Origin of the sequence: Lentzea flava (assembly GCF_014648475.1) — a bacterium.
Classification (GTDB): Bacteria; Actinomycetota; Actinomycetes; order Mycobacteriales; family Pseudonocardiaceae; genus Lentzea; species Lentzea flava.
In genome coordinates this window covers 1-20373 of record NZ_BMRE01000074.1, presented here as the reverse complement: position 1 = coordinate 20373, position 20373 = coordinate 1, and the positions used below count along the sequence as shown (strand labels likewise).

Sequence of the window (20373 nt, the reverse complement as noted above, 5' to 3'; positions counted from 1 at the left end):
ACGACCCTGCCACACTGACTGGCAGCTGTACTGGCGTACGTCCTACAGTACAGCTACCAGTACTAACCGGAGGTCGACGATGCCCGCCGAGCGGCTGCTCCCCACGCAAGAGGCCGAGGACCTGATCGCGCTGGTCAAGGAGATCGCGCGGGACGAGCTGAAGCCCCACGCCGCGGACGCCGAGGAGAACGAGAAGTTCCCCCGCGAGGCGTTCCGCCTGCTGGGCAGGGCCGGCCTGCTGGGTCTGCCGTACCCCGAGGAGTTCGGCGGTGGCGCGCAGCCGTACGAGGTGTACCTGCAGGCGCTCGAAGAGGTCGCCTCCGCGTGGATGACGGTCGCCGTTGGCCTCTCCGTCCACGTCATGTCCTGCTACGGCCTGGCCACCTACGGCACGCGGGAGCAGCAGGACCGCTGGCTCCCGGAGATGCTCGAGGGTGAGCTGCTCGGGGGCTACGCCCTGTCCGAGGTGCAGGCGGGCTCCGACCCGGCCGCCATGTCGACCCGCGCCGTCCGCGACGGCTCCGAGTACGTCGTGAACGGCACGAAGGCGTGGATCACGCACGCCGGCGTCGCCGACTTCTACACGCTGATGGCCCGCACGTCCCCGGACGGCGGCCGCGGCGTCTCCTGCTTCCTCGCGCCGGGTGTCGCACCCGGCCTGGAGGCGGCTCCCGCCGAGCGCAAGATGGGCCTCACCGGCTCGATCACCGCGCAGCTGTCGTTCGACGGCGTCCGCTTCGGCGCCGACCGCCTGATCGGCAACGAGGGCGACGGCCTGAAGATCGCACTGTCCGCTTTGGACTCAGGCCGCCTCGGCATCGCGGCCTGCGCGGTGGGCCTGGCCCAGGCGGCACTGGACGAGGCCGTCGCGTACGCCAAGACGCGCACCCAGTTCGGCCGTCCGATCATCGAGTTCCAGGGCCTCGAGTTCCTGCTGGCCGACATGGCCGCCGCCGTCGAGTCGGCCCGAGCCACGTACATCTCGGCCGCTCGCCGCCGTGACCGCGGCCTGCCGTTCCGCCAGCAGGCGTCGATCGCCAAGCTCGTCGCCACCGATGCGGCGATGAAGGTGACGACCGACGCCGTGCAGGTGCTGGGCGGTGCGGGCTACACCCGCGACTTCCCGGTCGAGCGCTACATGCGCGAGGCCAAGGTCCTGCAGATCTTCGAGGGCACCAACCAGATCCAGCGCCTCGTGATCGGCCGCGGCCTGCGCTAGTTCGACTCGCGGTAGAAGGGGTCGGCCACGACCCCTTCACCCTTGCGCTCGTCGAACGTGTACACCTCACGCCCCTGCACGTACACGTGCAGAGCGCGGCTCATCACGTCCAGCGGATCGCCAGACCAGATCACGACGTCACCGTCGAGGCCGGGCTTGAGCGCGCCGACGCGGTCGTCGAGGCCCATGATCCTGGCCGGGTTCGTCGTGATGCTGCGCAGCGCGGTGTCGCTGTCCAGCCCCTCCTTGACCGCCAGCGTGGCCTGGTGCACGAGGAAGTGGATCGGCACGACGGGGTGATCCGTGGTGATCGCCAGCTCGACGCCCGCGCGGGCGAGGATGCCGGGGTTGCGCAGCCCGCGGTTGCGCAGCTCCACTTTGGACCGTGCGGTGAACAGCGGGCCGATGATCACCGGGATCCGCTTCTCCGCGATGAGGTCGGCGATCAGGTGGCCTTCGGTGCCGTGGTTGAGGATCAGCCGGTAGCCGAACTCCTCGGAGAGACGGATCGCCGTCGCGATGTCGTCCGCCCGGTGCGCGTGCTGGCACCACGGCAGCTCACCGCTGAGCACCTTCCCCAGGATCTCCTGGGTGTTGTTGCGCTCGAAGGCTTTTCCGTCCTTCTCCGCCTCGGCCTTCTTCGCCAGGTAGTCCTGGGCCTTGGTCAGCTCGTCCCGGATGACCGCGGCGACACCCTGCCTGGTCGACGGCAGCTTGTTCTTCTCGCCGTAGACCCGCTTCGGGTTCTCGCCGAGCGCGCTCTTCACGCTGACCGGTTCCTTGATCAGCATCTCGTCGACCGTGCGGCCCCAGCACTTCACGGCCACCGTCTGCCCACCGATCGGGTTGCCCGATCCCGGCTTGATCACCGCCGTGGTCACCCCGCCGCTGAGCGCGTCGGCGAAGCCGAGGTCGGCGGGGTTGATCGCGTCCAGCGCCCGCATCCTGGCGCCGACGGGATCCGTCATCTCGTTGGTGTCCTGGCCCGCCCAGCCCTCGGCCTCCTCGTGGACACCGATGTGCCCGTGCGCCTCGACGAAGCCGGGCAGCACCCAGGCCCCGTCCGCGTCGACAACCTCAATCCCGTCCGGGATGTCGACGTCCGCACCAACCGCGACGATCTTCCCGTCCTGAATCAGGACAGTGCCGCCTTCGACGGGTTCGCCGTCGACGGGCACGACGTAGCCCCCGGTGATCGCGATGTTCATGGTTAGCAACGCTAACGGCTGTGTCCGCGTTTCGCTACGACAACGGTTTGATGCCCCACCGGGCGCCCCAGGTCTCGCCGGGAGCCACCCAGATCAGGTCCACACCGGAGTTCAGCGCGTCCGGCGGGCAGGTCATCGGCTCGATCGCGACGGCCCGGCCCCGGTTCGGGTAGGAGTCCGGCGTGTACACCTGCACCCACCGGAAAGCCGGATCCGCCCACACCTCGACCCCGCCGGTCTCCGCGACCAGGGAGTGGTGCACGAGCCCGTCCCGCGCGGGCTCGCAGCCCCCGAAGGGCGTGTCCAGCGCGACTCCGGCCAGCTCTCGGCCCTCGCGGAAGTCGAACTCGGTCCCCTCCACCGGCACGGCCGGGCCCGAGGGCACCATCCGCTCGGTGTCCAGCGGCAGCACCGTCGTGGCCGCCAGCGTCAACGTGCACTCGTCGGTGGCCGCGTTCCCGGCACGCGGGTACGGGTGCGTGCCCACCCCGAACGGCGTGGCCAGGTCGCCGACGTTCTTGACGCCGTGCGTGACCGTCAGCCCGTTGTCGTCCAGCGCGTACGACACGGTGACGCGCAACGCCGCAGGCCACCCGGCCTGAGGCTCGATCAGCGTCTGCAGCGACACCAACGACCCGGTGTGCTCCAGCACCGACCACGGCCGCCGCCGCACCAGACCGTGGATCGCGTTCCCCCGCGCCGGCTCCGTGACCTCGAGTTGCTGCACGACCCCGTCGAGCACCCAGGACGCCCCCGCGGTCCGATTGGGCCAGGGCACGAGAACGGCACCGGCGCTCATCGGCGGTTTCTCGTCGGCCCCGAACGTCTCCACGTAAGGAACGCCGTCCACCTCGAAAGACCGCAGGCCCGCGCCTACAGTCGCGATCACGGCAGTGGCACCCTCGTACGAGATCCCCAACATGAGGCTGAAGCCTACGGGGCCAGCGGAAGGATTCGCCGATGAAGGTTCATCACCTCAACTGCGCCACCATGCGACCGCCCCTGGTCGCGGGCGGCATCGTGGCGCACTGCCTGCTGATCGAGACCGACCAGGGCCTCGTGCTGGTCGACACCGGCTTCGGCACGAACGAGGTGACCAACCCGAAAGCCACGATCGACGGCCTCAGCCGCACGCTGCTCAAGCCGTTGCTCGACATCAACGAGACGGCGATCTACCAGGTCGAGAAGCGCGGCTACGGCGCGGAGGACGTCCGGCACATCCTGCTCACCCACCTCGACCTCGACCACGCGGGCGGCCTGCGGGACTTCCCGAAGGCCACCGTGCACGTGCTGGACACCGAGCTGGAGGCCGCGACCAACCCCAAGGGCCCCAAGGAGCGGGCGCGGTACCCGAAGGCCCAGCGCGAGGGCGTCACCTTCCAGACGCACCGGGCGGAGGGCGAGGACTGGTTCGGGTTCCAGGCGGTGCAGAACATTCCGGGGCTGCCGGAGGACATCCTGATGGTGCCGCTCATCGGCCACACCCGCGGCCACACCGGCATCGCGGTGAAGGGCGACGACGGCTGGCTGCTGCACGCCGGTGACGCGTACTTCTACCGCGGCGAGGTCGAGACGCCGCCGAGCAACATCTTCGCGCTCAAGCTCACCGCCAGGCAGACCGAGACGATCCGCGACCAGCGTCTGTCCAATGTGGAACGGCTGCGGGAGCTCAAGGCCCAGGGCGAGGTCGAGGTGTTCTGCGCCCACGACCCGGTCGAGCTGGCCAGGCTGGCGTGACCTTCATCCACCAGATCCGCCTCGACGAGCAGCACGACACGCACCGGTACCCGTTCACGCTCCCGGTCGTGCGGCACCTGATCAGGAACCCGATCGAGCTCACGAAGCCGGTCACGTTCCTGGTCGGCGACAACGGCGCGGGCAAGTCCACGCTGGTCGAGGCGATCGCGGTGGCGGCGGGGTTCAACGCGGAGGGCGGCTCGCAGTCGTTCCGCTTCGCGACCAGGGCGACCGAGTCGTCGCTCGGCGAGTACCTCACCCTGCGCTGGGGCACCAGAAAGCCCCGCACGGGGTACTTCCTGCGCGCCGAGTCGTTCTACAACGTCGCCACCGAGATCGACCGGATCGGCGACGGGATCCACGCGTCGTACGGCGGGAAGTCGTTGCACGAGCTTTCGCACGGCGAGAGCTTCATGGACCTGATGACGCACCGGTTCGGCGGGCGCGGGCTCTACGTGCTCGACGAGCCGGAGGCCGCGTTGTCGGTCAAGGGATGCCTGACCGTGTTGCGGCGCATGCACGAGCTCGTGCGCGAGGGCTCGCAGTTCATCATCGCCACGCACTCGCCGATCCTGCTCGCGGCACCGGACGCCGCGATCCTGGAGATCACCGATGGCGCGATCGACGAAGTCTCCTACGACACGGCGGAACCGGTCGCGCTCACCCGCAACTTCCTGAGTGAGCCCGACCGGTTCCTGAGGCACCTGCTGGACTGAGCTGCTACTTCGCGAGGTTCTCCGGGTGGATCTCGTGCTTGCCGTGCAGCACGCGGTTGATCCCCCACAGCACCAGGCCTGCCAGCAGCAGCCAGCCCGCGATCTTGTAGTCGTCCCACGGACGGCCAGAGAGCTTCGGCATCGCGAGGTACGCGCACAGGATCGCACCCAGCACCGGCGCCCACGTCGGAGCGCGGAAGTGCTTGTGCTCCACCTTCTCCCGGCGCAGCACGAGGCACGCGACGTTGACGATGGTGAAGACCACCAGCAGCAGCAACGACGTCGTGCCACCGAGCTTGCCGATGTCCGCGGTGGACACCAGGATCACCGCGACACCGGTGGTGAAGACGATCGAGATCCACGGCGTGCGGCGGAACGGGTGCACCACGCCGAAGAACTTCGGGATGATCTGCTCGTTCGCCATGCCGTACAGCAAACGGCTCGCCATCAGCATGTTGATCAGCGCGGAGTTGATGACGGCCAGCAGACCGATCAACGCGAAGATCCACAGCGGGAAGCCCGGTGCGCCGACCGTGACGACCTTCAGCAACGCGCTGCTGCCCGCCTTGGCGAGCTCCTCGGACGGGATGAGCAGCGACGACGTGATCGCGACCAGCACGTAGATCAGGGCCGCGATGGCCATGCCGATCAGCATCGCGCGCGGGAAGATCCGCACGGGATCACGGCACTCCTCCGCCATGTTGACCGAGTCCTCGAAGCCGACCATCGCGAAGAACGCGAGCGCCGTCGCGGAGGTCACCGCGAGCAGCACGCTGCTGCCCGACGGCGTGTGGATCTCGGTCAGCCGCGAGGGCTCACCGTCGCCGACCGCGATCGCGTACGCGCCGATCAGGATGATGATGATCAGGCCGGACAGCTCGATGCAGGTCAGCACCACGTTGGCTTTGACCGACTCGGACACGCCGCGGAAGTTGATGACCGCCAGCGCCGCGATGAAGACGATCGCGATCCCGGTGATCACGAGCGACTCCGGCGCCAGCGCGACGTCGAAGAACTCCACCAGCAGCTGCCGCAGGTACGTGCGGCCGAAGGCGAGCGCCGCCGACGACGCCGAGGTGATGCCGGAGCACATCACCGCGAAGGCGACCATGAACGTCAGAAAGTGGATCTTGAAGGCTCTGTTCGTGTACAGCGCGGCACCTGCCGCCTTGGGGTACTTCCCGACGAGTTCGAGGTAGCTGAACGCGGTCAGGAACGCCACCACGAACGCGAGCAGGAAGGGCAGCCACAGGGCGCCGCCGATCTTGCCGGCGACGTTGCCGGTGAGCGCGTAGATACCGGTACCGAGGATGTCGCCGACGACGAAGAACAACAGGAGCTTCGGGCCGATGGCCCGATGCAGTTCCGGTTGCTCCGTTTGTGGAGTCGCTTCAGCCATGCCCTGAGATTGTGCCCGTTTTGCCTGATAGCAGCAGGAACGGACGCCGACCTCACCCATATGGTGTAACCATGAAACCCACGGCAACTCTGCTCGTCGCCGCACTCGCGCTGACCGCCTGCACGTCCTCACCGCCGCCGGCTCAGCCGACCCAGCACGACGACGTGAAGAGTCTCGTGGCCGCGGTCTCCAAGGCAGTCGGCGAGAAGAAGACCTACCGCTTCACCATCTCGCCGCCGACCGCGGGCGGTGTCACCGCTCCTGCCAACGGTTCCGTGCGACTCGGTGACACCCCGAGCCTCGACGCGACCACCAAGCGCGCCGTGCAGACCGGCGGTGCCGAGGAGGAACTGCGGTTCGTCTCGACCACAAAGGACACCGCGTTCGTGAAGGTGCCACCGGTGTTCGGCCTGCCGCAGGACAAGCCGTGGGTGAAGCTGGAGCGCAAGGACACCGACGACTTCACCAACACCATGCTCGGCTTCCACGACGTGATCTACCAGCAGGCCGTCTTCACGACGTACCACCTCCCGCTGATCCAGGCCGGCGGCCAGCTGAAGCTGACCGCGCAGACCGGTGACCACGTCCGGTACTCGATCGCCGTCGACTACCAGAAGGCCTACGACACGCTCACCGACGAGTTCCTGCGCGACGAGGTCAAACTCGCGCTCGACCAGGGCGTCACGAAGACGTCCGGCGAGATCGAGCTGGACGGCAGCGGACTGCCGGTCCGCCTCAAGTTCTCCACCCAGTTCCAGAACACGCTGATCGTCGACGAGGCGCGCTTCAGCGACTGGGGCACCGACGTGCAGATCGCCGAGCCCGACGCGAACCAGGTCAGCCGGCGGAACTGACGCGATAACGCCAGATCGCGGGCAGCAGCACCACCGCGAGCACCGTCGCCACGATCACCAGCACACCGCCCGCGGTCACCGCCGCCGACGTGCCGAACGCGGCGCCACCCGTGCCGTGCAACAGGTCGGCGATGCGCGGGCCACCCGCCACGACGACGATGAAGACGCCCTGCATCCGTCCGCGCATCTCGTCCGTCGCGGCGGACTGCAGGATCGCGCCGCGGAACGCCATCGACACCATGTCCGCGGCACCGGCCAACGCGAGGAACGCCGCCGCGACCCACAACGAGCCCGCCAGACCGAAGCCGATGATCGCGGCGCCCCAGGCGGCCACGGACAGCGCCACCGCGACGCCGTGCCTGCTGATGTGCGAGATCCAGCCGGACGTCAGCCCGCACAGCACCGCACCGACGGGAATCGCCGCGAACAGGACGCCCAGCGCGAACCCGCCGCCGGGCGGGTCGCCGAAGGTGTGCTGGGCCATCTCCGGGAACAGCGCCCGCGGCATGCCGAAGACCATCGCGATGATGTCCAGCAACATCGCGCCCAGCAACACCTTCTGCGCCCACAGGTAGACGAACCCGTCGACCACGTCCTTGAGCCCGGCGCGTCGCACGGCCCCGTTGAGCGGCGGCAGCGGCGGCAGCATCCACACGGCGTACACAGTGGCCACCAGCGCGATGGCGTCCACCAGGTACAGCGTGGACAGCCCGACCACCGGCATCAACGCACCCGCGAGCAACGGCCCGAGCACCGCACCGAACTGCATGACCGTCGAGCCCAGCGCCCCTGCCGACGGCAGCAGCTCGGCCGGAACGAGCCGGGCGATCGACGCCTGCCGCGCGGGCGCGTTGGCCGCGAAGAACACCTGCTGCAGGCCGAGCAACGCGATCACGAGCCACACCGAGCCGAAGTTCAACGCCGCCTGCGCCCACAACAGCACCGACGACACGGCGATGCCGGTGTTGGTGACGAGCAGCAGCTTGCGCCGGTCGACCGTGTCCGCGATCGCACCGCCCCACAACCCGAAGACCAGCAACGGCACGAGCGCGACACCAGCGGCGATACCCACCCACGCCGACGACCCGGTGAGGTCGTAGACCTGCTTGGGCACGGCAACGGCGGTGAGCTGGGAGCCCACCGCCGTGACGATCGTGGACAGCCACAACCGGCGATAAGCGACGATCTTCAGCGGCCGAGTGTCGATCACGAACGTCGAGCGCGCGCTTCTCCCCAGAGTGGCCATTTCGTTAGCTTATGACAACTAACAAGTCCTTTACGTGGAGTTGTCGCCAACGCCACTTCAGAGACGGACGGGGTAGACCGGCTCCGGCACCTTCGGGCTGATCCGGCCCTCGACGAAGATCCCGTGCCAGATCATGAAGCACAGCACCGACCAGAGCTGCCGGCTGCGGTCGAACTGCTCCGACTTGTGCTCCTCCAGCAGCGCGTACACGGCGTTCTTGTCGAGCAGGTGCCCGGTCTGCGAGTCGGCGATGATCCCGCGCGTCCAGTCGTACATCTCGGCCCGCAACCAGTGCCGGATCGGCACCGGGAACCCGAGCTTCGGCCGGTTCAGCACGTGCGGCGGAATGATCTTCGCCAACGCCTTCCGCAGCGCGTACTTCGTCGTCCCCTCGGTGAGCTTCTGGTCGAGCGGCACCTCGGCCGCGACCTTGAACACCTCGGGGTCGAGGAACGGCACCCGCAGCTCGATCGAGTTGGCCATGGTCACCTTGTCGGCCTTGACCAGGATGTCGCCGCGCAGCCACGTGAAGAGGTCGATGTGCTGCATCCGCGCCACCGGGTCCCAGCCCTCGGACTCGCGGTACCAGGGCGCCGTGACGTCCTGGAAGCCGATGCCCTCGACGTAACCGGGAAACACCGCGCGCACCTGCTCGTCGCTGAAGTTGCGCGCGTTGCCGTAGTACCGCTCCTCCAGCTTGAGCGAGCCGCGCCGCAGCAAGTCCTTGCCGCGCACGCCTTCCGGAATGGTCTTCGACACCGCGCCCATCAGCTTCCGGACACCGCCGGGCACCTTCTCGAAGGGCGACAACGAAAGCGGCTCGTGGTAGATCACGTACCCGCCGAAGAGCTCGTCCGCGCCCTCGCCGGACAGCACGGCCTTGACGTACTTGCGCGCCTCACGAGCGATGAACCACAACGGCACCAACGCCGGATCCGCCACCGGGTCGTCGAGGTACCAGATGATCAGCGGGAGCTCTTCCATCATCTCGTCCGGCGACACCGTCCGCACGACGTGCCGCACCCCGATGGCCGCCGCCGTCTCCGCGGCAACGTCCACCTCGGAGTAGCCCTCGCGATCGAACCCGCTGGTGAACGCGATGAGGTTCGGATTGTGCAGCTTGGCCAGCGTGGCCGTGGCGGTCGAGTCGATCCCGCCGGACAGGAACGCCCCCACCGTGACGTCCGGGTCCGAGATCATGTGCTTGGCCACCGAGTCGCGCATGACGTCGGCGATCCGCTCGTGCAGGGCCTCGGCCTCGTGCGCCCCGTTCACCGGCTTCGGCGCGAACACCGGCTTGAAGTACCGGTTGAACAGCACCTGCCCGCCGGGCGTCAGCTTGAAGGAGGTGCCGGACTCCACGCGCCTGATGGCCTGGTGCAACGACTCGGGCTCGGGCACGTACTGCAACACCAGGTAGTGCTGCAGGGCGGTCTTGTCCAGCTCCTGGCTGATCCCGAGCACCCCGGTCAGCTGCAGCAGGCTCTTCTTCTCCGAGGAGAACGCCACCCCGCCGGGCCCGCTCGCCCAGTACAACGGCTTGATCCCGAACGGATCCCGCGCCCCGAAGACCACCCGCTCCTGCGCGTCCCAGATCATGAACGCGAACATCCCGCGCAGCCGCTTGACCCAGTCGGCTCCGTGGTAGTGGTAGCCGGCGACGATCGACTCGCCATCGCCCTGCGTCTTGAACTGGGCTCCGTGGCGGGCCGCGAGCTCGGCCCGCAGCTCCTGGTAGTTGTAGATCTCCCCGTTGAAGTTCAACGTGTACCGCGTCGGGTTCTCCGGCGGCCCCCAGACCAGCGGCTGGTGGGAGTGCTCGAGGTCGATGAACCCGAGCCGGTTGAACCCGTAGACGACCTCGGCGTCCGCCCAGGTGTCCTGCTCGTCGGGCCCACGATGCCGCTGGCACCGCAGCGCCGCAGCCACAGCGCCGCGCGCGGAGGCCGCAGCGGCCTCGGTGGAACAGATGAGTCCGAGCACTCCGCACACGTGAAATCGCACCTCGTAACTAGCCGTACCGGAAATCCCAGTATGCCCGTGCCGAAATCGGGCACTTTCCCAGCCTGAGGACGCGCGACCCCCAGGCCGGGTTCCCCGGCCCTGGGCTTGGGATGAAGGGCTCCTTCATCCACGTGAGGTGGATGAAGGAGCCCTTCATCCCAAACTGGGCGCAGCAAAAGGGGCGCCTCCCGCCCACAGGAGACGCCCCATCGCAAAAGTCTCGGAACTGCCTACGGTGCGACCCGCTCGATCTGCCACCCGTCGCGCCCCAGCCGGAACCGCAGCCGGTCGTGCATCCGATCCCGCCGCCCCTGCCAGAACTCGACCTCCTCCGGCCGGATCCTCCACCCGCCCCAGTGCGGCGGCACGGGAATCCGCTCGGTGTCGGCGAACTGCCGCTCGATCTTGTGCAGCGCGGAATCCAAAGTGGATCGCCCGCTCACCACACGCGACTGCGGCGAGGCCCAGGCCCCGATCTGCGACCCGCGCGGCCGGGAGTTCCAGTACTCCGCGGTCTCCACCGGGCCGACCTTCTCCACGGTCCCCCGCACGTGCGCCTGGCGCTGCATCGCGAACCACGGGAACGTGGCCGACGCGTACCGGGTGGCCATCAGGTCGTGCGACTTGTTGGACGTGTAGTTGGTGAAGAACACGAGCCCGCGGGCGTCCAGACCCTTGGCCAGCACCGTGCGCGAGGACGGGCGGCCCTTGGTGTCGGTGGTCGCGAGCACCATCGCGTTCGGCTCCGGCAGGCCGGCGCGGGTGGCCTCGTCCAGCCACAGCTGGAGCTGTTCGTTCCAGGTGGCGGCAAGCTCCGACTCGCTCAGCGAGCCCTGCTCGTACGACACGCGCATCGCCGGTAGCGCGATGTTCGTGATCTCCGTCATCGGCGAACCTCCAAGCAGCGGCAGAACTCGTGGTCCCTGGACCCGCGACCATACGCACGGCGAACGAATCCCGAAACCGCCTGCGTGGTGATGACCACCACCTGAACGGTGACTGTCCGTACAAAGAACAGTTCTGGATCGAGTCCGTGATCGAGTCAGATGGCATCCAGCACACGTGTGACCGTCACCACGTCTTCACCCAGTGCGGTGGCGAGGGTTCCGCCCGCTGCCAACGGAACGAGGTTCCACCACTCACCGCCATCCGAGGCTCGCGGCACCTCGTCGAGCATCAGCGCTGTGCCGATGACCCGCTTTCCCGCCAATCCCGCGGGAGACGAGTCGATCGACGGCGTGCCGACGGAGAGCTGTTGGTGCAACAACGGCTTGCCGCAACGGGTTGCGCGCACCGTGCTCGACAGGATTCCGGCGGACTCGCCGGCTCGGCCGAGGACCAGAACCTCCCGCAGCAGCAACTCTGCGTGACCGTCCAATTCGGCCTCCACCACTGCGGTGTGGTGCGCGCGGCTCGTCACCACCGTCGGCTCCGGCAGGTAGCGGACGGAGCCCTCGACGGAAAACCGCACGAGGGAAGAAGACGGCAAACCGGTCGGACCGGGCAGCATCAGGGTCGCCGCCACGCCGCGCAGGTCGAGCGAGGCTCCCGGGCCCACCTCGACGGTCAGCTCCAGCGCGTCGCCGCCCAGCGGGGACGTCACGGAGCTGACGAGGTGCACCAGAGCCGTCGGCCCCACGCGCCGCGCGGGCACCAGGGTCAGCGGCGTCTGCGAGCGCAGGACCCGCACGACGCTGTTGCCGTGCGAGTCCAGCTCCACCACCAACCGTGCGGACGCTTTCACAGCTGGGCCAGCACCCACTTGGCGACCTCGGGCGCCTCCGGCGTCTCCACCAGCGACTGCGCGATGACCGGCAGCTCGCCCCGCATCCGGTGCGCGTCGGAGATCATCACGTCCATGTCGGCACCGACGAACGGGGCCAGGTCGATCTTGTTGATGACCAGCAGGTCCGCGGTCGTGACGCCGGGGCCGCCCTTGCGCGGCACCTTGTCGCCGCCGGCCACGTCGACGACGAAGATCTGCTTGTCGACCAGGCCGCGGGAGAACACCGCCGTCAGGTTGTCGCCACCGCTCTCGATGATCACCAGGTCCAGCGCGGGGAACTTGTGCTCCAGCCGCTCGACGGCGTCGAGGTTCGCGGTGATGTCGTCGCGGATCGCGGTGTGCGGGCAGCAGCCCGTCTGCACGGCCTCGATGCGCGCCGGGTCCAGCACGCCCGCCCGCCGCAGGAAGTCCGCGTCCTCGGTCGTGTAGATGTCGTTGGTGACGACCGCGAGCGAGAGCTGCTCGCCCAGCGCCCGGCACAGCGCGGCGGTCAGCGCGGTCTTGCCGCTGCCGACCGGGCCTCCGATGCCGATCCGCGGCGCGGTGCCGTGGTGGTGGTCGTGCGGGTCGGGCCCGTGGTTAGCTCCCAAAGAGACGCACCCCTTCGCGTCGGACGTGGGCCTCGGCCAGCAGGTCCAAGGCAGGTGAACCAAGTGCGGGCAGCTCCTTGCCCGCCCGCGCGGCGACCTCTTCCACCGGAAGGGCAGCCACGATCGCGTTGACCCCGAACGGGTCCAGCCCCAGCAACCGCACCGCCGCCGACGCCGGTCCGCTCACGGCCAGGTAGGCGCACGTCAGCGCGGCCTCGTACGGGTCGCCGACCAGCACGCCGATCACCAGCGGCTGGTGCGGAGACGCCGGCAACGACGAGAGCCGCGGGGAAGGCCACGCCCGCCGAGCGGCGCGCAGCATGCCGCGACCCTGCGCCCGCGAAGCTTCGCGCTGGGCAGGCGACGGCGTGCGCGCGTCGAGTTCGAGATCCAGCAGCTCCAGATCCTCACCCCGCGCCGCCGCGGCCGCGAACCCCGCCGCGAGCAAACCCGCCGTGAGCAAACGCCCGTGCAGGAACGACTTCAGCGACGGCTCGTCGGTGACCAACCCGCGCGCGGCCGCCTCTTCCAGGCCGCCGGAGTGCACGTGTCCGCCACCGGGGAACCGGGAGTCGGCGAGGATCAGCGCGGTCAGCATCAGAACAGGAAGTACCGCTGGGCCATCGGCAACTCGGCGACCGGCGACGGCTCCACCAGCGAACCGTCGACGTGCACGGCGAAGCTGTCCGGATCGACCCGCACGTCCGGCATCGCATCGTTGTGCACCATGTCCGCCTTGGTGACCGCACGTGTGGAGGAGACCGGCAGCACACGCCGTGCGTACCGGTCCGCGATCCCGGCCTCGATCGCTTGTGGCGCAACGAAGAACACGCTCGACGCCGCTCCGGCCGTGGCACCGAACATCGGCCGTGCCCACACCGGCTGCGGCGTCGGGATCGAGGCGTTCGCGTCACCCATCGCGCCCCAGGCGATGAACCCGCCCTTCAGCACCACGGACGGCCGCACGCCGAAGAACTTGGGTTCCCACAGCACCAGGTCCGCGAGCTTGCCGACCTCGACCGACCCGACCTCGGACGCGATGCCGTGCGCGATGGCGGGGTTGATCGTGTACTTCGCGACGTAGCGCTGCGCCCGCAGGTTCTCGTTCATCGAGCGGCGGGACGACATGACGTGCGCGGTCTGCCAGGTCCGGATGATCACCTCGCCGACCCTGCCCATCGCCTGCGAGTCCGACGAGATCATCGAGATCGCGCCCATGTCGTGCAGCAGGTCCTCGGCCGCGATCGTGGTCGGCCGGATCCGCGACTCCGCGAACGCGAGGTCCTCGGGCACCGACGGGTTGAGGTGGTGGCACACCATCAGCATGTCGAGGTGTTCTTCGAGCGTGTTGACGGTGTGCGGGCGCGTCGGGTTCGTCGACGACGGCAGCACGTTCGGCAGCGAGACGACCCGGATGATGTCCGGTGCGTGGCCACCGCCGGCGCCCTCGGAGTGGTAGGCGTTGATCGAACGTCCGGCAATGGCGTCCACAGTGGACTCCAGGAACCCGGCCTCGTTCAACGTGTCCGTGTGGATCGCGACCTGCACGCCGGACTCGTCCGCCACCCGCAGGCAGGCGTCGATCGCGGCGGGCGTGGTGCCCCAGTCCTCGTGCAGCTTGAACCCGCCGGCGCCACCGGCGAGCTGCTCGCGCAGACCCTCGACCGAGACCGTGTTCCCCTTGCCCAGCAACAGGATGTTGATCGGCATGTGGTCCATCGACGTCAGCATCCGGTCGAGGTACCAGGCGCCGGGCGTGACCGTGGTGGCCTTCGTGCCCTCCGCCGGACCGGTGCCGCCACCGACCAGCGTCGTGAGCCCCGACGCCAGCGCCTCGTCCACGATCTGCGGGCAGATGAAGTGCACGTGGCAGTCGATGCCGCCCGCGGTCAGGATCTTCCCGTTGCCGGACAGGATCTCCGTCGACGGGCCGATGACCAGGTCGGGGTGGACACCGTCCATCGTGTCCGGGTTGCCCGCCTTGCCGATGGCGACGATCCGGCCGTCGCGCACGCCGACGTCGGCCTTGACCACACCCCAGTGGTCGAGGATCACCGCACCCGTGATGACCAGGTCGGGCGCGCCCTCCGCACGGGTCGCGATCCCCTGCCCCATCGACTCGCGGATCACCTTGCCGCCGCCGAAGATCACCTCGTCGCCCGAGCCGGCACCGCGCGAGCGGTCCTCGGTGACCTCGATGAACAGGTCGGTGTCGGCGAGCCGGATGCGGTCGCCCACGGTCGGCCCGAGCAGTTCGGCGTAGCGCTCGCGGTCGATCATCGCTGCAACCCCCGGACAATCCTCAAGCCTGCCAACGGAACCAGCGTGACCTCGCGCTCGACGCCCGGTTCGAACCGGACCGCGGTGCCCGCGGGGATGTCGAGCCGGTAGCCGAACGCGGCCTCGCGATCGAACTCGAGGCCCGTGTTCACCGAGGCGAAGTGGAAGTGCGAGCCGACCTGAACGGGCCGGTCGGCGGCGTTCACCACGGTCATCGTGATGCGCGGCCGGCCGAGGTTCAGCTCCACCGGTTCGGCGCCGACGATCACCTCACCGGGCGCGGGACCGGCGGACGGCGCGATCGGGTGGTGCACGGTGACGAGCTTCGTGCCGTCCGGGAACGTCGCCTCGACCTGCACCGAGTCGATCATCTCCGGCACACCGCGCATGACCTGCTCCGGCGCGAGCACGGTGCGGCCGCTCTCCATGAGCTCGCTGACCGTGCGGCCGTCCCGAGCGCCTTCGAGGACGTGGTCGGTGATCAACGCGACGGCCTCGGGGTAGTTGAGGAGCACTCCTCGTTCGAGCCGTCGCCTGGCCACGTCGGCGGCGACGTGCACGAGGAGCTTGTCGCGTTCATGCGGCGTCAGATGCACCCGTTCGTTCTAACACGCGAAAGCGCGATATCGCGGAGTGGAAACACGGCCGAAACACGGCCGCGTGTCCACCGACCGGTTGACAACCGGAGTCGGCGGTGCGGTCGTCCCGTGAGGACACCTCGAAACCGCAGGATTTACGCCATGAACGCGATTCGAGTGAGGGGCCTTCGCAAGGCCTACAAGGGCCACCAGGCGGTGGCAGGGGTGGACCTCGACGTCGCACGCGGCGAGGTGTTCGCGGTCCTCGGCCCGAACGGGGCGGGCAAGACCACGACCGTCGAGATCCTGGAGGGGCACCGCGGCCGGGACTCCGGCGAGGTGAACGTGCTGGGTGTCGACCCCGCCGAGGGGAATCGGGCGTGGCGGTCACGGCTCGGCATCGTGCTGCAGAGCGCGACGGACGCCGCCACGCTCACGGTGCGCGAGGCCGTGCGCCACTACGCCAGGTACTACGGCAACCCGCGTGACCCGGAAGAGGTCATCGAGCTCGTCGGGCTCGCCGAGAAGGCCAAGTCCCGCGCCGGCACGTTGTCCGGGGGTCAGCGCAGGCGTCTGGACGTGGCGCTCGGCATCATCGGCCGGCCAGAGCTCGTGTTCCTCGACGAACCGACCACCGGCTTCGACCCGGAGGCCCGCCGCCAGTTCTGGGGCCTGATCAGGCTGCTGGCCGCAGAGGGCACCACGATCCTGCTGACCACGCACTACCTCGACGAGGCGGAGGCGCTCGCCGACCGCGTGGCCGTGCTCGCTGGCGGCCGGATCGTCGCCGAGGGCACGCCGCAGACGCTCGGTGGCCGCGCGCACGCCGACGCGACCGTCCGCTGGATGTCCGACCGCGGCTACACCGAGATCAAGACCTCGGAGCCCACCAAGGTGATCGCCGAGCTGTCCCGCCACGGCGAGCTCGCCGAGCTCACCGTCACCCGTCCGTCGCTGGAAGACGTCTACCTGGAGCTGATCGCGTGACCACTGTGACATCCGAAGCGGCTGTGCCCGGCACCCTGGAGCTCGGTCTCGCGAGGGGTGCGGCCGAGCTGCGGGAGTTCTTCCGGCAGAAGGAAAATCTCATCTTCACGGTGTCGCTGCCCGCGATCCTGATGCTGCTGCTCGGCACCGTCTACGTGCACGAGGCCGCGGCCGGTCAGATGTTCGCGGCCAGCATGATCGGCGCCGGCATCATCTCCACGTCGTTCGTCGGCCTGGGCATCAGCGTGGTCGCGGACCGCGAGGACGGCACGCTCAAGCGCCTGCGCGGCACGCCGATGCCGTTCACGTCCTACTTCATCGGCAAGATCATCCTGGTCTTCGTGTCGAGCCTGTTCGAGGCCGTGCTGCTGATGGTCGTCGCGATGCTGAGGTTCGACGTCGAACTGCCGTCCACCGCCGAGAAGTGGTTCACGTTCGGCTGGGTGTTCCTGCTCGGCGTGATCTCGTGCTCGCTGATCGGTGTCGCGCTCAGCTCGATCGCCCAGTCCACGCGCAGCGCCTCCGGCGTGCTGAACCTGCCGTACATCGTGCTGCAGTTCCTGTCAGGAGTCTTCATCAGCCAGGCGGTGCTGCCGGAGTCCCTGCGCGTGGCGGGTTCGCTCTTCCCGCTGAAGTGGGTGTGTCAGGGTTTCCGCTCGGTGTTCGCGCTGAACGACGGCTACGCGGTGATGGAGGCGGCGGGATCATGGGAGCTCGGCAGGATCGCGCTGGTGCTGGGGGCGTGGACGATCGCGGGTCTGGTGCTGGTCACGCGAACGTTCCGCTGGACAAACGAAGCCAGCTGATCACCTGGTACGTGCTCTTCGCGATCACCCAGTCCACCGCGCTGGTGATCGTGCTGCTCGACGGCAACCCGCTCGCCGACCGCCTGTCGGCAGCGGGTCTGCTGGTCCTCAACGGACTGTGGTTCATCTGCTACGGCCGCCGGCTCGTCGAGGAGGACCGCGACGACTGGCGCGGCTTCGTCTACGCGGCGGGGTCGCTCGTCCTGTTCGCGGGTGCCGTGTGGTTCAGCGGTTCGGCGACGTTCGCGCTGTTCGGGCTGGTGCCGCAGATCTACATGACGCTGCCGCTGTGGTGGGCCTTCTTCCCGATGGTGCTCTTCGTGTTCACGCCGCAGATCCTCACGTACGCGGCGGGCGCGGACCCGGCGCTGCCGTGGCCGGCGGCCCTGCTGATCATCGCGTTCTCGCAGGCGTTCGGCTGGGCGATCAGCCGCGTGGCAGACCAGAACAAGCTGCGCGGCCAGCTGCTCGAACGGATCGAGGCGCTGACCATCGAGGCCGAACGGGCGCGGTGGGCCGCCGAGATCCACGACACGCTGGCGCAGGGCTTCACGTCGATCATCACGCTGCTGCAGGGCGCGCAGCCCAACGTGGAGCTGGCCCTGCAGACCGCGCGGGAGAACCTCCGCGAGGCACGGGCGCTGGTCGCCGCCAACGCACCGTCGCCTTTGGACGGTTCCTCGCTGGAGGACGCGCTGCGGCGGCTGGTGTCCGGGGTTTCCCTGCCGTCGTCGTTCCGCGTGATCGGGAACGCCGTGCCGCTGGCGACCTCGGTGGAGGTGGTGCTGCTGCGGACCGTGCAGGAGGCGCTGAACAACGTGATGCGCCACTCCGGGGCCTCACGGGTCGACGTCGTGATGAGGTTCGACTCCGACGGGGTGTCGCTGGAGGTCCGCGACGACGGACGCGGGTTCGGCGATGCTCCGGAGGGCTTCGGCCTGCGGGGCATGCGTGCCCGGCTGGAACAGGTGGGTGGGACGCTCTCCCTGTCGTCGGACGAGGGGGCGTCGGTGCTGGTGGAGGTGCCGCTGTGATCAGGATTCTGCTGGTGGACGACCACCCGGTGGTCCGTCAGGGCCTGCGCGGGATGCTCGTGGCGGACGACCTTCTCGTGGTCGGTGACGCCGGGTCGGGGCAGGAAGCGATCGAGAAGGCCGCCCTGCTCAAGCCGGACGTCGTGCTCATGGACCTGCGGATGCCCGAGATGGACGGCGTGGCGGCGACGTCGAAGATCGTCGGCACCGGGCCGCGGGTGCTGGTGCTCACGACGTACGAGACCGATTCGGACATTCTTCGCGCGGTCGAGGCCGGCGCGTCCGGCTACCTGCTGAAGGACTCGACGACAGAGGACCTCATCGCGGCGATCCGGGCGGCCTCGCGCGGGGAGACGGTGCTGGCGCCGTCGATGGTCGCGAAGGTGGTCGGGCAGGTGCGGACCCCGCCGCTGTCCGCGCGAGAGGCCGAGGTGTTGCGGCTGGTCGCAAAGGGCATGTCCAACGTCGAGATCGGACGGGCGCTGTTCATCTCGGAGGCGACCGTGAAGACTCACCTGCTGCGGGTGTTCAACAAACTGGGTGTGTCGGACCGCACCGCTGCGGTGACGACGGCCATGGATCGCGGCATGTTGCAGTGACCCAGGACACCCGGCCGACACCTCCCGGCCACGCGCCTGCAACACTGTGAACTCCGGCAACGGCGCCGGTCAGGTCCCTCAAGCTCGTCAATCGCCCCGGAGGCGTGACCACATGACCCAGACCGCCGATCCGACCACGTTGGTGCTTCCCGCCGAGCTCAAGCCGTCCGACGGCCGCTTCGGCTGCGGGCCGTCCAAGGTGCGCCCCGAGGCCGTGCAGGCTCTCGCGTCCGAGGGTGCGGCGCTGCTCGGCACGTCTCACCGGCAGAAGCCCGTCAAGAACCTCGTCGGCCGGGTGCGGTCCGGGCTGCGCGAGCTGTTCGGGCTGCCGGAGGGGTACGAGGTCGTGCTGGGCAACGGTGGCACGACGGCGTTCTGGGACGCGGCGTCGTTCGGGCTGGTCCGCGAGACCGCGCAGCACTTCACCAACGGTGAGTTCTCGTCCAAGTTCGCCAAGGTCACGCAGACCGCGCCGTTCCTGAAGGACTCGCTGGTCACCAAGGCCGAGCCGGGCACAGCGCCCGAGCTCTTCTACGCCGAGGGCGCCGACCTGGTCGGCTGGGCGCAGAACGAGACGTCGACCGGTGTCGCGATGCCGGTGCTGCGGCCGGAGGGCTCGGAGAACGCGCTCATCGCGATCGACGCCACGTCGGCCGCGGGTGGCCTGCCGGTCAAGGCGGAGGACTTCGACGTCTACTACTTCGCGCCGCAGAAGTCGTTCGCCTCGGACGGTGGCCTGTGGATCGCGCTGATGTCGCCCAAGGCCCTGGAGCGCGTCGAGGAGCTCAAGGACCGCTGGGTGCCCGAGTTCCTGTCGCTGCCGACCGCGCTCGACAACTCCACCAAGGACCAGACGTACAACACGCCGTCGATCGCCACCCTCTTCCTGCTCGCCGAGCAGATCGACTGGATCAACGGCAACGGCGGGCTCGACTGGGCCGTCGGCCGCACGAAGGACTCCAGCTCGCGGCTGTACAGCTGGGCCGAGAAGACCGCGTACGCGACGCCGTACGTGGAGAACCCCGAGCACCGCTCGCAGGTCGTCGGCACGATCAACTTCAACGACGACGTGGACGCGGCGACCGTGGCGAAGGTGTTGCGCGCCAACGGGATCGTCGACGTCGAGCCGTACCGCAAGCTCGGCAAGAACCAGCTGCGGGTCGCGATGTTCCCGGCCATCGAGCCGAACGACGTCACGATCCTCACCCAGGCCGTCGACTGGGTCGTCGGCCAGCTCTGAGCACATGATGAACGGCGCTTTTGTCCACCTCAGCCCGGATCCACCGATGGATTGTTAGCGATCTTGGGTGTGGGTGTGAGTGTTGGTGAT

General features: G+C 68.8%; 20 protein-coding genes. 9 read left to right on the top strand and 11 right to left on the bottom strand.

What is annotated here, in order from left to right; all coding sequences use genetic code 11:
- Positions 1-79 precede the first annotated feature (79 nt).
- On the top strand, positions 80-1219 hold the full coding sequence (locus IEZ09_RS41865; RefSeq protein WP_189259416.1) for an acyl-CoA dehydrogenase family protein: 1140 nt from the start codon (positions 80-82) through the stop codon (positions 1217-1219).
- Here IEZ09_RS41865 and IEZ09_RS41860 read toward each other — a convergent pair.
- Together IEZ09_RS41860 and IEZ09_RS41855 are read right to left on the bottom strand one after the other, a co-directional pair.
- Positions 1216-2427 carry an amidohydrolase gene (locus IEZ09_RS41860; RefSeq protein ID WP_189259415.1) on the bottom strand — a complete coding sequence of 404 codons (1212 nt, stop codon included), beginning with the start codon at positions 2425-2427 and terminating at the stop codon, positions 1216-1218. The genes IEZ09_RS41865 and IEZ09_RS41860 overlap by 4 nt on opposite strands.
- A 34-nt stretch (positions 2428-2461) precedes the next feature.
- On the bottom strand, positions 2462-3349 hold the full coding sequence (locus tag IEZ09_RS41855) for an aldose 1-epimerase family protein (RefSeq protein ID WP_189259414.1): 888 nt from the start codon (positions 3347-3349) through the stop codon (positions 2462-2464).
- 38 nt (positions 3350-3387) lie between these two features.
- Between IEZ09_RS41855 and IEZ09_RS41850 the strand changes: the two genes are divergently transcribed.
- Both IEZ09_RS41850 and IEZ09_RS41845 read left to right on the top strand, forming a co-directional pair.
- A complete protein-coding gene (locus tag IEZ09_RS41850; RefSeq protein ID WP_189259413.1) occupies positions 3388-4164 on the top strand; it encodes an MBL fold metallo-hydrolase in 777 nt (258 codons plus the stop codon).
- On the top strand, positions 4161-4880 hold the full coding sequence (locus tag IEZ09_RS41845; protein WP_189259412.1) for an AAA family ATPase: 720 nt from the start codon (positions 4161-4163) through the stop codon (positions 4878-4880). The genes IEZ09_RS41850 and IEZ09_RS41845 overlap by 4 nt, the downstream gene beginning before the upstream one ends.
- 4 nt (positions 4881-4884) lie before the next feature.
- On the opposite strand, the gene IEZ09_RS41840 is transcribed toward IEZ09_RS41845, so the two are convergent.
- Positions 4885-6279 carry an APC family permease gene (locus IEZ09_RS41840; protein WP_189259411.1) on the bottom strand — a complete coding sequence of 465 codons (1395 nt, stop codon included), beginning with the start codon at positions 6277-6279 and terminating at the stop codon, positions 4885-4887.
- A gap of 71 nt (positions 6280-6350) precedes the next feature.
- Between IEZ09_RS41840 and IEZ09_RS41835 the strand changes: the two genes are divergently transcribed.
- Positions 6351-7133 carry a hypothetical protein gene (locus IEZ09_RS41835; protein WP_189259410.1) on the top strand — a complete coding sequence of 261 codons (783 nt, stop codon included), beginning with the start codon at positions 6351-6353 and terminating at the stop codon, positions 7131-7133.
- Here the strand turns inward: IEZ09_RS41835 and IEZ09_RS41830 are convergent.
- From IEZ09_RS41830 to IEZ09_RS41795, 8 genes are all read right to left on the bottom strand, one after another.
- Positions 7117-8379, bottom strand: coding sequence for an MFS transporter (locus IEZ09_RS41830; RefSeq protein WP_189259409.1), 1263 nt, complete (start codon positions 8377-8379; stop codon positions 7117-7119). The two genes, IEZ09_RS41835 and IEZ09_RS41830, sit on opposite strands and share 17 nt — an antisense overlap.
- A 57-nt stretch (positions 8380-8436) precedes the next feature.
- The gene (gene asnB, locus IEZ09_RS41825) at positions 8437-10371 is read right to left on the bottom strand and encodes an asparagine synthase (glutamine-hydrolyzing) (protein WP_189259408.1); all 1935 of its coding nucleotides are present in this window, start codon (positions 10369-10371) and stop codon (positions 8437-8439) included.
- 242 nt (positions 10372-10613) lie between these two features.
- Positions 10614-11270, bottom strand: a complete 657-nt coding sequence (pdxH, locus tag IEZ09_RS41820) for a pyridoxamine 5'-phosphate oxidase (protein WP_189259407.1) — start codon at positions 11268-11270, stop codon at positions 10614-10616.
- A gap of 155 nt (positions 11271-11425) precedes the next feature.
- A complete protein-coding gene (locus IEZ09_RS41815; RefSeq protein ID WP_189259406.1) occupies positions 11426-12127 on the bottom strand; it encodes an urease accessory protein UreD in 702 nt (233 codons plus the stop codon).
- Positions 12124-12759, bottom strand: a complete 636-nt coding sequence (gene ureG / locus IEZ09_RS41810; RefSeq protein WP_308202459.1) for an urease accessory protein UreG — start codon at positions 12757-12759, stop codon at positions 12124-12126. The genes IEZ09_RS41815 and ureG overlap by 4 nt, the downstream gene beginning before the upstream one ends.
- Positions 12749-13360 (bottom strand): urease accessory protein UreF, encoded by a 612-nt coding sequence (locus tag IEZ09_RS41805; RefSeq protein ID WP_189259427.1) that lies wholly within the window; start codon positions 13358-13360, stop codon positions 12749-12751. Before IEZ09_RS41805 ends, ureG begins: the two co-directional genes overlap by 11 nt.
- Entirely contained in the window at positions 13357-15039 is a 1683-nt protein-coding gene (locus IEZ09_RS41800; protein ID WP_189259405.1) for an urease subunit alpha, read from the bottom strand. Before IEZ09_RS41800 ends, IEZ09_RS41805 begins: the two co-directional genes overlap by 4 nt.
- The gene (locus IEZ09_RS41795) at positions 15036-15635 is read right to left on the bottom strand and encodes an urease subunit gamma (RefSeq protein WP_189259404.1); all 600 of its coding nucleotides are present in this window, start codon (positions 15633-15635) and stop codon (positions 15036-15038) included. Before IEZ09_RS41795 ends, IEZ09_RS41800 begins: the two co-directional genes overlap by 4 nt.
- A gap of 144 nt (positions 15636-15779) precedes the next feature.
- Here IEZ09_RS41795 and IEZ09_RS41790 point away from each other — a divergent pair, with 144 nt between their 5' ends.
- The 5 genes from IEZ09_RS41790 (at position 15780) to serC (ending at position 20283) form a co-directional block, all read left to right on the top strand.
- Positions 15780-16604: an ABC transporter ATP-binding protein gene (locus IEZ09_RS41790; protein WP_189259403.1), complete on the top strand. Its 825-nt coding sequence runs from the start codon at positions 15780-15782 to the stop codon at positions 16602-16604.
- On the top strand, positions 16601-17410 hold the full coding sequence (locus IEZ09_RS41785; RefSeq protein WP_189259402.1) for an ABC transporter permease: 810 nt from the start codon (positions 16601-16603) through the stop codon (positions 17408-17410). Before IEZ09_RS41790 ends, IEZ09_RS41785 begins: the two co-directional genes overlap by 4 nt.
- Entirely contained in the window at positions 17347-18444 is a 1098-nt protein-coding gene (locus IEZ09_RS41780; RefSeq protein WP_189259401.1) for a sensor histidine kinase, read from the top strand. Before IEZ09_RS41785 ends, IEZ09_RS41780 begins: the two co-directional genes overlap by 64 nt.
- On the top strand, positions 18441-19043 hold the full coding sequence (locus IEZ09_RS41775; RefSeq protein ID WP_189259400.1) for a response regulator: 603 nt from the start codon (positions 18441-18443) through the stop codon (positions 19041-19043). Before IEZ09_RS41780 ends, IEZ09_RS41775 begins: the two co-directional genes overlap by 4 nt.
- A gap of 112 nt (positions 19044-19155) precedes the next feature.
- Complete coding sequence (gene serC, locus IEZ09_RS41770; protein WP_189259399.1) at positions 19156-20283, top strand: phosphoserine transaminase; 1128 nt, start codon at positions 19156-19158, stop codon at positions 20281-20283.
- Positions 20284-20373 lie beyond the last annotated feature (90 nt).